Source organism: Vibrio sp. AIC-3, from assembly GCF_013114515.1.
Classification (GTDB): domain Bacteria; phylum Pseudomonadota; class Gammaproteobacteria; order Enterobacterales; family Vibrionaceae; genus Vibrio; species Vibrio crassostreae_C.
This window is the reverse complement of the sequence record NZ_VTXG01000017.1, coordinates 23,901-35,361: the sequence shown is the minus strand read 5'-3', so window position 1 is coordinate 35,361 and position 11,461 is coordinate 23,901. Positions and strand designations below refer to the sequence as shown.

At 43.3% G+C, this 11,461-nt stretch carries 12 protein-coding genes; 6 read left to right on the top strand and 6 right to left on the bottom strand.

Translation table 11 applies throughout. The annotated features are described in order from the left end of the window. Window positions 1-52 precede the first annotated feature (52 nt). Window positions 53-319: a DUF2960 family protein gene (locus F0229_RS13025; RefSeq protein WP_017063882.1), complete on the top strand. Its 267-nt coding sequence runs from the start codon at window positions 53-55 to the stop codon at window positions 317-319. A gap of 188 nt (window positions 320-507) precedes the next feature. On the opposite strand, the gene nagK is transcribed toward F0229_RS13025, so the two are convergent. Further along, the gene (nagK, locus tag F0229_RS13020) at window positions 508-1,416 is read right to left on the bottom strand and encodes an N-acetylglucosamine kinase (RefSeq protein WP_171733002.1); all 909 of its coding nucleotides are present in this window, start codon (window positions 1,414-1,416) and stop codon (window positions 508-510) included. A 163-nt stretch (window positions 1,417-1,579) separates the two neighbouring features. After that, window positions 1,580-2,326 carry a tRNA-uridine aminocarboxypropyltransferase gene (locus F0229_RS13015; protein ID WP_171733001.1) on the bottom strand — a complete coding sequence of 249 codons (747 nt, stop codon included), beginning with the start codon at window positions 2,324-2,326 and terminating at the stop codon, window positions 1,580-1,582. 68 nt (window positions 2,327-2,394) lie between these two features. Here F0229_RS13015 and F0229_RS13010 point away from each other — a divergent pair, with 68 nt between their 5' ends. Continuing rightward, window positions 2,395-3,204, top strand: coding sequence for a sterol desaturase family protein (locus tag F0229_RS13010; RefSeq protein WP_171733000.1), 810 nt, complete (start codon window positions 2,395-2,397; stop codon window positions 3,202-3,204). Window positions 3,205-3,319: 115 nt separating this feature from the next. On the opposite strand, the gene F0229_RS13005 is transcribed toward F0229_RS13010, so the two are convergent. Further along, window positions 3,320-5,365 (bottom strand): methyl-accepting chemotaxis protein, encoded by a 2,046-nt coding sequence (locus F0229_RS13005; RefSeq protein ID WP_171732999.1) that lies wholly within the window; start codon window positions 5,363-5,365, stop codon window positions 3,320-3,322. A gap of 104 nt (window positions 5,366-5,469) precedes the next feature. Here F0229_RS13005 and F0229_RS13000 point away from each other — a divergent pair, with 104 nt between their 5' ends. Continuing rightward, complete coding sequence (locus F0229_RS13000; protein ID WP_017059602.1) at window positions 5,470-5,955, top strand: C40 family peptidase; 486 nt, start codon at window positions 5,470-5,472, stop codon at window positions 5,953-5,955. Between the two features lie 107 nt (window positions 5,956-6,062). Here the strand turns inward: F0229_RS13000 and F0229_RS12995 are convergent, their stop codons facing one another. Further along, window positions 6,063-6,407, bottom strand: coding sequence for a DUF3802 family protein (locus tag F0229_RS12995; RefSeq protein ID WP_010440912.1), 345 nt, complete (start codon window positions 6,405-6,407; stop codon window positions 6,063-6,065). Between the two features lie 585 nt (window positions 6,408-6,992). Here F0229_RS12995 and F0229_RS12990 point away from each other — a divergent pair. After that, window positions 6,993-7,859 carry a fructosamine kinase family protein gene (locus F0229_RS12990; RefSeq protein ID WP_017059601.1) on the top strand — a complete coding sequence of 289 codons (867 nt, stop codon included), beginning with the start codon at window positions 6,993-6,995 and terminating at the stop codon, window positions 7,857-7,859. Between the two features lie 63 nt (window positions 7,860-7,922). After that, on the top strand, window positions 7,923-8,126 hold the full coding sequence (locus F0229_RS12985; RefSeq protein ID WP_171732998.1) for a CPXCG motif-containing cysteine-rich protein: 204 nt from the start codon (window positions 7,923-7,925) through the stop codon (window positions 8,124-8,126). A gap of 108 nt (window positions 8,127-8,234) precedes the next feature. Here F0229_RS12985 and F0229_RS12980 read toward each other — a convergent pair whose 3' ends face one another. Then, a complete protein-coding gene (locus F0229_RS12980; protein ID WP_171732997.1) occupies window positions 8,235-8,843 on the bottom strand; it encodes a riboflavin synthase subunit alpha in 609 nt (202 codons plus the stop codon). Window positions 8,844-9,004: 161 nt separating this feature from the next. Between F0229_RS12980 and F0229_RS12975 the strand changes: the two genes are divergently transcribed. Then, window positions 9,005-10,375, top strand: a complete 1,371-nt coding sequence (locus tag F0229_RS12975) for an MATE family efflux transporter (RefSeq protein ID WP_017070849.1) — start codon at window positions 9,005-9,007, stop codon at window positions 10,373-10,375. 101 nt (window positions 10,376-10,476) lie between these two features. Here the strand turns inward: F0229_RS12975 and F0229_RS12970 are convergent, their stop codons facing one another. Beyond that, a complete protein-coding gene (locus F0229_RS12970) occupies window positions 10,477-11,319 on the bottom strand; it encodes a DNA ligase (protein WP_065584423.1) in 843 nt (280 codons plus the stop codon). Window positions 11,320-11,461 lie beyond the last annotated feature (142 nt).

Sequence of the window (11,461 nt, the reverse complement as noted above, 5' to 3'; positions counted from 1 at the left end):
TACTGTTTTTATGTAGAGTGCGCGCAAAGTAATAATTCTATTGGAGAGCACCATGGCTCGTACCATTCTGTACACTTACAAAGACGAAGACAAAGAGTTACTGTTTTCAAAACAAGAACACCGCACGATCCAAGAAGCTGTTGCTGCAGCTGAAGGCATCGATATCTCTGAGTATCTAAAAACTGAGCAACAGCTTGAGTTGATTTCTGATACTAAAGCGGTTCGCAACTACCAAGACAACTACTTCCGCAAGCTTGGCTTTACTAAGCTTACGTTGAAGCAAAAAGACAATCTTGGTGTTGGTAAAAAGAAGAAGTAAGCCCTCTTGGCTCTTTTCTTGATATGTCGTTTCTAGCTTTTCGTTTGTAGTTAACAGCTAACAGCTAACAGCTAACAGCTAAAGAAAGCACCGAACAATAAAAAATGCCGCAACCTCTTTCGAGATTGCGGCATTTTTATTTGTACTTTTTAACTATCTAACCTTAGCTAGCTTAACTTAAGTCACGATTACTTAATGTTAAGGAATGCAGCACCACGAACGCCGCCTGAATCACCATGCTTCGCTTTGATGATCTTTGGACATTTCGCTACAGGCAGTAGGTATTTAGGGATACGCTTTGGCATCTCTTCGTAGATAAGTTCGAAGTTTGAAAGACCGCCACCCAATGCAACTACGTGTGGATCAAGACCGGTAAACAGGTTCGCGAAACAGATAGCCAATAGCTCCATGAAACGATCAACGTGCTCAGCCGCTTTTGCTTCACCTTCGTTGTACGCTTGAATGATCTCGATTGCTTTCTTCTTCTCGCCGAAGTAGTGCTCGTAAATCAATTCAAAGCCACGACCTGATAGGTAGCTGTCTAGACAACCTTTCTTGCCACAACCACAACCGAGTAACGGTGCGTTGTCGCCAAGGTGGAACCAAGCATCAATAGGAAGACGCATATGGCCCAGTTCACCAGCAACGTGGTTACGACCAGAGAACACTTTGCCTTCGTAAACTAACCCGCCACCAAAACCAGTACCTAGAATTAGGCCTGCTACTGATGGTTCGTCTTTAAGCTCGTCATCCCACGCTTCTGAAAGCGCAAAGCAATTCGCATCATTTTCAATTTTCACACTACGACCAATAAGTGCTTCTAGGTCTTTACGTAGTGGTTTCCCCGTTGAAGCTGGCACGTTAACAACCAGCATTGTGCCGTCGTCAGCATCTTCCATACCAGGAAGACCAAGACCAATTTTACCTTCGCAAGAAAATTCACTGTCGTACTTCTTCACCAAACCGGCAATCGTATCAAGTAGCAGTTGATAATCTTCAGTAGGCGTTGGTACGCGTTCTGTTGCTACTCGCTCAAGTTTTTCATTGAACGCACCAAATTCAATTTTTGTGCCGCCAACATCGAAGCCGTAATACATGAAATTTCTCCAATTTTTCCCTAAATTCGGGCAAATAAATTTTTCAAATTAAACATCTAGGACGCATTATCCATAACACTCCCCCTACAAACCGTGATGGATAACAAACTTATCTCGTGTTCGAATCTGTTTGAACAACAAGTCAGCACAAAGCGGTTAAAGGTTAGAGTGACGTCTCATTTTTAGTGTGCTCTATGAAAGCGTTCAGGCTTGGTTTGGTTGGATCGGACTTATAACGCGTCTTACTTAGCATGTAGCTTTCACGAAATGTCTCAAACCACAGCTGTAAAGTCTTTGCGCCCTGCTCTTCACCAGCCTGTTTCAAAACCAAGCTCGCTACTTCTGCAGTCGAGAGATGTTGTTCGTTGTCTGACTTACGCATCATGTATTGAGAAACCGATTCCGGCTCAATCGACAACACCGGTAAATCTTGCAGATACTCTGAGCGACGGAAGATACGTCGTGCTTCGCGCCAACTGCCATCAATGAAAATCAGCAATAGTGTTTTGTTTGGGTCACGCATTTGTGGCAGATCTTGAACTACGCGCGTTTTGTCGTCGGTATAGTCTTCAGGGAATACGATCACAGGTTGGTATTTGTCATCTTTGAGGACATCCAACATCTCTTGATTTGGCTCAGTACGATGCCAAAGGTAGGCGTAACTGTCTTTAACCGTATCAACAATCAAACGGCCGGTATTACTTGGCTTTAAGATTTCGTTGTCTGACAAGATCAACATAGTCGCGACGTTCGTATCAACGTTAGGTTGATGCTCACAGATACAGCTGTCTTGTTTGATTTTACAGAACTGACATCGAACCACTTTACACCCGCGCGCGTTAAACGGCTTGGTAGAAAGAGACAAACGGTGTTGATATAAACGGTGAAAAGCGTGGATTCTCATGGACAATAACGATAAATCTAGAAAAGTGGCACGATTGTACTTACAGTGTCCCTAGAATGATAGAAGGAATTCCCATGCAAGACCCATCACTGCTTCGCCTTGTTTTCTTTATTAGCGCTTTTGTTTTGTGTGCGTTGTGGGAATATCGTGCGCCAAGAAAAACGTTGACTCAAAATAAATGGTTTCGTTGGGGAAATAACTTCTCATTAATGGCGCTTAACAGTGTTTTATTGGCGACATTAATACCTGTTGCGGCATTTCAAGCGGCACTGATTGCGGAACAAAATCAATGGGGTCTGTTCAATAACATTCGCCTACCCTTTGAAATCACCGTGTTCCTTTGTGTCGTGTTATTAGATCTTGCCATTTACACTCAACATTTAGTCTTCCACCGTATCCCTGTCCTGTGGAAACTTCATCGCGTCCATCATGCCGATTTAGATATCGATGTCACAACTGGTACCCGCTTCCACCCCATCGAGATGATTTTATCTATGTTAATTAAAGTCGCGTTGATTTTCGTATTGGGTGTGCCCGCACTAGCGGTTGTGATATTCGAGGTTGTGCTTAATGTGAGTGCTATGTTCAATCACAGCAACGGTCGTTTACCTTTATGGTTCGACAAGCAGCTTCGTAAAGTGATTGTCACGCCAGATATGCATCGAGTGCACCATTCAGTGATCGTCAAAGAGACCCACTCTAACTTTGGGTTCTTCTTATCAGTTTGGGATATCTGGTTTAAAACGTATCGTGCTCAACCCAAGCTTGGTCACGATAAGGTAAGCATCGGTGTACCAGAAATACGAGACGGAAAAGAACAAAGGCTCGACTTGATGTTACGCCAACCATTCGCTTCCTTCCCTCATTCGAAAGACAAGACCTAACGCCTCAAGAAAATAATAAAAAATGGCGCAAACTCATAAGAGATTGCACCATTTTTATATGCGTAGCTTCTCACCTTTCAGCGGCAATTCCCACTTCCGGACGACGTTGACACACTTACTTCAATACGTACTTATGAAGCATAGCTTGTTGGTGCCCTGCTATCTCTCCGACTTGCTCTGAACTCTCGATCATAGATTCAAGTTGCAGCTTAGTATTTTCGCCCTGCTCAGACACGCGAGTGATAGAATGCGTTACATCGACAGTCGCACGTGCTTGTTGTTCGGTAGCCACCATGATTTGCTCAACACGCCCTTTGATCTGGCTTACTGCAAATTCTATTTTCTCGAAGGCTTGTCTTACATCACCACTGGTTTGCAGTGCATTGGCCATCTCGCTTCTCGATTCCGTTACAGAAGCACGTGAGCGATCTGCTGCCGCTACTAGTTCGTTCATCATGCTACGAATATTGGTGGTTTGCTGGGATGTGCCGCTCGCCAATTTACGCACTTCGTCTGCAACTACCGCAAAACCTCGACCTTGTTCACCTGCTCGCGCCGCTTCTATCGCAGCGTTCAGTGCCAATAAGTTGGTGTTTTCAGCGATACCACTGATCATGTCGACCATTTCACGAATCTGTTTCACTCGACCATCCAAGTCAGCCATCGACTCTTCACTCATGCTAAGAGAGTGCTCAAGCGCTTGTAATCGTTGTTGGTTAAGGCCAACCACTTGGCTGCCATTCACTGACTCATCTTCTGCTATTTGAGCATCGTCGTTCGATGCGTTAGAGATACGAGCAATCTCACCAATCGATGCTTCCAGCTCCGTAATGGTGGTGATCATATTCTGAAGTGATTCGTTCTGCTCGTTCAAGCTCGAATTGGTTTGCTCTGCAGCGTCGTGGCTTACTTCTGCCGTTTGATAAAGCGTCTCACAGTTGCGCGTTACTAAACGAACCGAATCTGCGGTTGAATCAACGACCGTATTGAGTTTTGAAGTAATAACTTGCAGCTCTAGCGGCCCCAGTAATTCACTCTGTTTAGAGAAGTCATGATCTGCCAGTGAACTCAACTGTTGAGTTATGTTTTTAAGCCCTTTATTCATCCAACGGCGTAACACGAACCATGAAATCACAATGATTACGGCAATCACTAGCCCGCTGATAAACAACACACGATCAATATTGGTAATGGTTTGATTTACAACCAGTTCACTTTCATCAATCAGGTGGGAAGCGGTGGAAGACAGCTGATTCAATGTGCTAATGACGGTGTTCGCTAAGTTAATGACTTGCGTTAAGTTTTGCTCTTGCTGCTGAACCAGTTCGAGTTTCAAGAGGATTTGTTTGATTACGCCTTCTTCGGTAAAGCCTTCTTTCACCATCTCGTAAGGCGCCGTCAAGCTCGCGAACTCAGCGATGTCTGGGTGCCAATCGGCAAAATCGCTGTAAGCCAAGTTCATACCTGCGATTCGGTTTCTCAATTGACGGTATTCGTCTTGTGCTTTATCAATGTCAGATTGCATCATCAACATCAAGAAGGTGTTCGCCATAGCAGACGCACTGGATGTGAATCGGTTCGCTGCATCGCTCGCTTCTGGGTTGTCTTCAACCAAGAATGAGCTGATTCGATTCATTTCTGGTCCGATAGATCCAACGCCATAACGGAACTCGCCCATTTTACTGTCGATCAGATTTTGCTTACTTTGAATCTCAATCTGCGCCAGCAGTACCGTGTTGGTCATAGCTTGCAGTTGCGCCATGTCATCGACAAGGATTTGTTGTTGCTCTAAAGAGATCGCATCAGGAAAAGATTGGGAAATAAAAAGAAGTTCCTCTAGCGTGGTATTGCTCTCTGTCGCGAGTTGGTCAATTGAGCCCCTTGTGGCATTCAGTGTATCTAAGTCGGTTGATTGGGTGCTGTAAGTGAGAAGTTTTACTTGTTCTAATACGCTTTGCGTTAATTCGGCGTTATGTAGAGCAAGGGGTAATGCTTGTTCCGAGAGTGCATCAAAATGTCCCCCGACCCGTTCAACGCCCCGAATGCTAACCATTGATAAAAAAGTAACAAGTAAAAGAATGGAAATAAATACAGCAGTGACGGTTTGAATGAGCGAGAATGTATAACGTGAGGGTTTTATTGATAAATTTGTGTCGGGCATGTGAAATCCAGTTTGACTACGAAAAGAGATATCCTTAAGTTAGGTCGTATACTAGAAGTCCTTGATGACGTTTTTATTTCAGTTTTTTGTCAGAAGAGTTACATATGAAAATCAGAAAAATGGCTGTAGTTACAATAACTTTAGCAACATTGGCTGCTTGTAGCTCGTCACCTTCGCCTTCTCAGCTTAGTCAAACCGCACAGAAACCCCTATCAAAGTCAGAACAATTGACTACAAACGCTTATATGAGCGTGTATGAACAGTGGAAAGGCGTGCCATACCATTTCGGTGGGACCTCATTTCGAGGTATAGATTGCTCTGCTTTTGTTCAAATCGCCGTGCAAAATGCGACTCAACAAGCTCTACCAAGAACCACAAAAGACCAGAGTAAAAAGGGAAAAGAAATTGCGTATGGGCAGGCAACAAGCGGTGACTTGGTGTTTTTCAAGACTTCGATGACGGTGCGACATGTAGGCGTTTATTTAGGAAACAACCAATTTCTACATGCCTCGACATCGAAAGGTGTCATTATTTCTAGGTTAGATAACCCTTACTGGGCATCCAAGTTTTGGCACTTTAGGCGTTTATAGCGGTTCGAAAGATAAACCGCTGAGCGAGGTAACTCTAGAAAGATACGACTTAAACGCCCGTTGTTATTATGCTGATTAATTACGACGATAAATGAGCAAACAAACCGTTAATCGTATTTAGCAACAGCAGTATCAAACAGGTTCTTCACTAACGCGATGTACTCATCGAGGAATACAATTTGTTCGTTAGTCGCTTTCTTAGCCCACACACCCGCTAATACTTCACCAAGATCCGCTACTACGGCATCTGCTTCTTTCAAAAGTTGAAAACGAACGCTCGAATGCAACTCTGGGTTTTGCTCGAAAATAGCCATGATGTTTGTTGAAATCATGTCGGTAACAATGTCTTCGACACTTTCGTTTCCAGTATCACCATTACTATTGGTAAACACATCAAGGTTGAATGATAGGTGCTCGATTAAAGCCAAATAGCCATCGGTTTCTACAACCACAATAATTCTCCGTTTTAAGCTCTAGAGCAGATTAATACGTACTTGCCTAATACTATGTAAATGAAGCTATTTGTCATCACTTTATTGCCCAAAACCACATTTAAATGATCCTAGTTAGTATTTCAGCTTAAAATTAAATCGATATAGCTTTATGTGGTATACCTGCCTACTTACGACATAAGTAAATTCACGCTAAAGAAGTGTAAGACAAACTTTGAAGCAAAGTATTGCGCCAGTTAACAATAGCCCTTTCAACTTACTCTAAAAGCTCATTTGATTTAGTCGCTAGACAATAACAAGCTCAAACCTCTTTTCCAGTTTGTGGCGTTCAAAACCGTTTCGATTGTGAGACCAGTTCCAAACTATTTCATCACGTCAGGTTTTCAATTTATGTTTGTATTTCAAAGAGCTTGAATCAGTTCGAGTTCACAATTCGGCCAATTGATTCTACGTAAGATGAAGAAGAGCTAAGAACATTGACGAGTGCGTCTATAAATTGTTCAGATTTATCCTAAACTATTGCTATTAAACAAACAGTATTTCTAACCTTCAATCTTTTTAACTTTCAGTCTTTGAGGATTTCCTATGTGGCAGGCCATTTCTCAACAACTTTCAGATACTCTTCTATTTAACTTTCAGATTACTGAACGTACCAAGGTTTCTGGTGGCGACATTAACGATTGCTATATGATCAGCGATGGTAATGAGCGTTACTTTGTGAAAGTGAATCAGCGAGAATTTTTACCTAAGTTTGAAATTGAAGCTGAGAACTTACGCTTGTTAAGAGAAACCTCCACTGTTTACGTTCCTGAGTTGGTGCTTATTGGCAAAACCAAAGAGTGCTCGTTCATTATTCTGAATTACTTGCCGACCAAACCGCTCGAGACGGGCAACAATAGCTTCGATTTCGGCGTTCAGCTTGCGCGGCTTCATCAATGGGGCGAGCAAAAAGAGTTTGGTTGCGACCAAGACAACTATATCGGCAGCACACTTCAACCCAACCCTTGGCATAAGAAATGGGGTCGCTTTTTCTCTGAGCAACGCATTGGTTTCCAACTGCAACTGCTCAAAGAGAAAGGCATCGAGTTTGGTGATATCGATGACATCGTTGATGTTGTGAATATGCGTCTTGCTGGCCACAACCCTCGCCCTTCTTTGCTTCATGGGGATCTTTGGAATGGCAATGTTGCTAACTCTGCGTTTGGCCCAATTTGCTACGACCCTGCTTGTTACTGGGGGGACCATGAGTGTGATTTGGCGTTAACTGAATTGTTTGAAGGTTTCCCTAAAGAGTTTTATGAAGGTTACCAGAGCGTCAATCCACTCGACGTTGGCTATACTGATCGGAAAGACATTTACAACTTGTACCATCTTCTTAACCACTGCAATCAATTTGGCGGCGAATATTTAGCACACACTGAAGCATGCATTCAGAAGATACAGGCCGTTTAATACCAATTACAGCTGTTTATAACCGAATACGATTGGTATCAGTTACAGTGAGGAGAATTTGCCATGCATAAATACACAGAGAAACATGTCTCCTGTCCGCATTGTGGGCACGGTATTAACATCACGCTTGATGCATCTAATGGTAGCCAAGACTTCTATGATGATTGTCCAGCGTGTTGCAATGCCATTCATTTGGATATGCAGGTTGACGAAATAAGAGACAGAATCAACCTTTCGATTGATGCCGATGATGAACAAGTATTCTGACAATCAGTTTCTCGTTTAAACCATGATCAAAAAAGAGCACCTCACGTGCTCTTTTTTAATTTGGTCATCGGTGTGATTTTATTGCCACCGATTCAATGCGCTTAGTGGCTATTTCTGGTTCGCTAATACACGCTCGACAGTATCAACAATTGCCTGCGTTTGTGGATCGAACTCAATGTTCACTTGGTCGCCTACTTCACGGCCGCCAAACAGAGTACAATTCAGAGTTTCTGGGATCAGGTGAACAGAGAAACGGTTCTCTTCCACTTCACCAATCGTCAATGAACAACCATCAACACCAATGTAACCCTTACTCAATACGTACTTCATCGATTCTTCTGGTAGTTCGAACCAAAGTGTACGGTTGTTTTCTGTTTTAATCACATCGACTAGGTTAGCCATCAGAGTAATGTGGCCAGACATGCTATGCCCGCCAATTTCGTCACCAAACTTTGCTGCACGCTCAACATTCACTTTGTCACCAACATTCAGTTGGCCTAAGTTCGTCAATCGCAATGTCGCTTGCATTAAATCAAAAGCAATCTGGTTACCTGAAATTTCCGTTACCGTTAAGCAACAACCGTTATGAGCTACTGAAGCACCAATGGCTAATCCTTCTACCATTTCGTCACTTAACTCAATGGTATGAGTTTGAAACAATTCTTTTTTGTTTATAGCAACCAGTGTTGCCATGCCTTGAACGATACCTGTAAACATAAGATTCCTATTTAGCATTTTAGTAACAGTTTTTCATAGCAGTTATTGTGACATTTCTTTATGATTCGTCCAGTGGAAGCTTAAGATCATTGTCTCTGATTCCTTCAGAATGTCCTTTCCTACACTATTATTCTAATTTTCCCTCTTATTTGGAGTTGTTTGTGCATCGTTACAAAGAAGAATCCTCGAATCTAATCAAACTTGCGACCCCAGTATTGATCGCATCTGTTGCACAAACTGGAATGGGTTTTGTTGATACCGTGATGGCCGGTGGCGTAAGTGCTATCGATATGGCGGCTGTTTCGATTGCAGCAAGTATCTGGCTACCATCAATCTTATTTGGTGTCGGTCTATTGATGGCGTTGGTTCCTGTCGTTGCACAACTGAATGGTTCTGGTCGACAAGTGAAAATTCCATTTGAGATTCAACAAGGTGCGTTTTTAGCACTCGTCATTTCCCTTCCAATCATTGGCGTCCTGTTCCAGACGCAATTGATATTGGAGTGGATGGACATTGAACAACTCATGGCAGAAAAGACCATCGGCTATATGAATGCGGTGATGTTTGCTGTACCTGCATTTTTATTGTTCCAAACATTGCGAAGCTTTACCGATGGTATGTCTTTAACTAAGCCTGCGATGGTGATTGGTTTTATTGGCTTACTATTAAACATCCCGCTTAACTGGATGTTCGTATACGGAAAACTTGGTGCTCCTGCTCTGGGCGGTGTTGGCTGTGGCGTTGCAACGGCTATCGTATACTGGGTGATGTTTGCACTGCTATTCGCTTACGTTTTAACTTCAAAACGGTTATCGAAAATCAACATCTTCGGTACGTTCCATAAGCCGCAACTTAAAGCTCAAATTCGCCTGTTTAGACTTGGTTTCCCTGTCGCAGCCGCTATCTTCTTCGAGGTAACCTTGTTTGCGGTTGTTTCCTTGTTGGTTGCCCCACTTGGCTCGTTGATTGTTGCCGCGCACCAAGTCGCGATCAACTTCTCTTCGCTGGTTTTCATGATTCCAATGAGTATCGGTGCAGCCGTGAGTATTCGTGTAGGGCATAAGTTGGGCGAAAACAACACCGAAGGCGCTAAGATCGCGACACACGTAGGTATCATTGTTGGTTTAGTGACAGCCTTAATGACAGCGGCGTTAACTGTCCTGTTCAGAGAACAGGTTGCATTACTTTACACAGAGAACACTGCGGTAATTACCGTTGCAATGCAGTTGCTGTTGTTCGCGGCGGTTTATCAATGTACTGATGCCATCCAAGTTATCGCTGCAGGTGCTCTGCGTGGCTACAAAGACATGCGTTCAATCTTCAACATTACCTTCGTTGCTTACTGGTTGCTTGGCCTTCCTATCGGCTACATCTTAGGAATGAAAGATTGGATTGTTGAACCTATGGGCGCGCACGGCTTCTGGATTGGTTTCATTGTCGGTCTAACATCAGCAGCGATTATGCTAGGTATGCGCTTACACTGGATGCACAAGCAGGATGATGACGTACAGTTAGAATTTAGTTCTCGTTAGATTCGCACTCGCTTAGTCGGTCTATCTGATTTCGAACACAAAAAAGAGCTCTGATTTTCAGGGCTCTTTTTCGTTTAATGGTTAGGTAGATCGTATCTGCCTTAATATTCACTCTTCTCTCGTACAAAGCGGGCAAACTTGGGTTTTCCGTTTTGAGTAAAACCATTGTAGCGAAAGGTAATACGGCTGCCGATCTCTGGCGGTGCGAGTCTCATTTGGTCACTGAACCCGCTGCCTATATAAAATTCCACACCCTCTTCTGTGTGAACCAAGATTGAACCCATCATCCCTTTATACTTCCCTGTCCCACCCTTGTAGCCAATAACTGTGGCTTCGGCATCATGATGCCTTTTCAGTTTTAACAAATCATTACTTCGGCCTGCTTGATAACGACTGGTGATTTTTCTAAGCATCAAGCCTTCGCCATTACGCTCATCGACATTATCAAGTTGATGAAACAAAGCCTCTTCACTGTGAATTGGTACATGTTCTATGTAGCTGACATGAGATTCTCCAATCACGCTTACCCAATGCAAAATGTTGTAATAGCGCTTTTGATAATCTCCCGCAGCGCCTGGCATATCAAACAGCATGAAATCGATTTGGCGCCATGCTGTGTCACTCGGCGTATGATCGAGAACGGTAGATTGAACAAGGTGGAACTTGCCCCTTCCTGCCCACAACTCTCCTTCGAGATGGACCTTAGGCAAGTTTTCAGTAAACCACTTGGGTGAGTAAATGCGATTACCATTGCGTGTATAAAGATGTTGTCCGTCCCAAAGAGCCCGAATCCCATCAAGCTTTTCACTCTTCCAGTATTCAGAAACATCAATGCCTTGTTGGTATGTATTGGCCAGTACCAAATGGTCGGGAGGTAAATAGGATGAATGAGAAGAAAGCGAACACGCCCATAGAGTTGCTATCGCCAATTTAGTTAATCTCATCATCTGCTCCGTATTGATATCTGTAGTAGTCAACAAACGCCTTTAATCCTAAGCGTTCTGACACGTAGGTAGACAACCTTTGCTAGAAGATGCGATCCACTCATCAACCTTATCTAACCTTTTCATTTATTCATTAAATTAA

What these genes read in the sequence shown, in the direction of transcription:
- F0229_RS12990 (WP_017059601.1), top strand. Translation starts at nt 6,993, where the DNA reads ATGTGGCAGGCCATTTCTCAACAACTTTCAGATACTCTTCTATTTAAC.
- nagK (WP_171733002.1), bottom strand. Translation starts at nt 1,416, where the DNA reads ATGTATTACGGCTTCGATGTTGGCGGCACAAAAATTGAATTTGGTGCG.
- F0229_RS12985 (WP_171732998.1), top strand. Translation starts at nt 7,923, where the DNA reads ATGCATAAATACACAGAGAAACATGTCTCCTGTCCGCATTGTGGGCAC.
- F0229_RS13010 (WP_171733000.1), top strand. Translation starts at nt 2,395, where the DNA reads ATGCAAGACCCATCACTGCTTCGCCTTGTTTTCTTTATTAGCGCTTTT.
- F0229_RS13005 (WP_171732999.1), bottom strand. Translation starts at nt 5,365, where the DNA reads ATGCCCGACACAAATTTATCAATAAAACCCTCACGTTATACATTCTCG.
- F0229_RS12970 (WP_065584423.1), bottom strand. Translation starts at nt 11,319, where the DNA reads ATGAGATTAACTAAATTGGCGATAGCAACTCTATGGGCGTGTTCGCTT.
- F0229_RS13025 (WP_017063882.1), top strand. Translation starts at nt 53, where the DNA reads ATGGCTCGTACCATTCTGTACACTTACAAAGACGAAGACAAAGAGTTA.
- F0229_RS13000 (WP_017059602.1), top strand. Translation starts at nt 5,470, where the DNA reads ATGAAAATCAGAAAAATGGCTGTAGTTACAATAACTTTAGCAACATTG.
- F0229_RS12980 (WP_171732997.1), bottom strand. Translation starts at nt 8,843, where the DNA reads ATGTTTACAGGTATCGTTCAAGGCATGGCAACACTGGTTGCTATAAAC.